Here is a 500-nt window from a genome sequence, read left to right on the forward strand (position 1 = left end):
GGCTTTGTTGCACAAAGATTTAAAAGATAACACTCTGCTCATTTGAACAGAATTCAAGTGACAACTTGGGTATGAGGACGACCTAATTCTGTAAATTTGTTCAATACGGCTATGCGTGCATGAATCTCATTCACCTGACTAGAAAAACTCCTTGCTGTTAATTTATCACCTAATAGTTTGATGCAATGCATCTTGGTTTCAACTAAACTTCGACGATGATAACCAGACCATTTTTTCCAAAGCGTTCTTCCTAAACGTTTAACTGTTTTCAGTAACTCATTCCGCTCTAAAGATCTCAATTTCTGATCTTTCCATGGTTTTGCATTTTTTCTTGGCGGAATGAGCGCATGTGCATCTCGATCTAGAATGACTTGTCTGCAGTGCTTCGTGTCATAAGCACCATCGGTATAGACCGAATCAATTCGTTCATCTAAGGGAATTTGAGCAAGTAAATCACCGAGTACTTGCGAATCGCTCACATTATTTGTAGTAAGCTGTAC

1 pseudogene is annotated in these 500 nt (G+C 38.8%); it reads right to left on the reverse strand.

The features are described from left to right. Nucleotides 1–53: 53 nt before the first annotated feature. A pseudogene (locus ACWQ4X_RS19790) lies at nucleotides 54–500 on the reverse strand (IS5-like element ISAha2 family transposase); the annotation flags it as partial.

It is taken from the genome of Acinetobacter sp. NigerLNRRAM0016 (assembly GCF_054112845.1).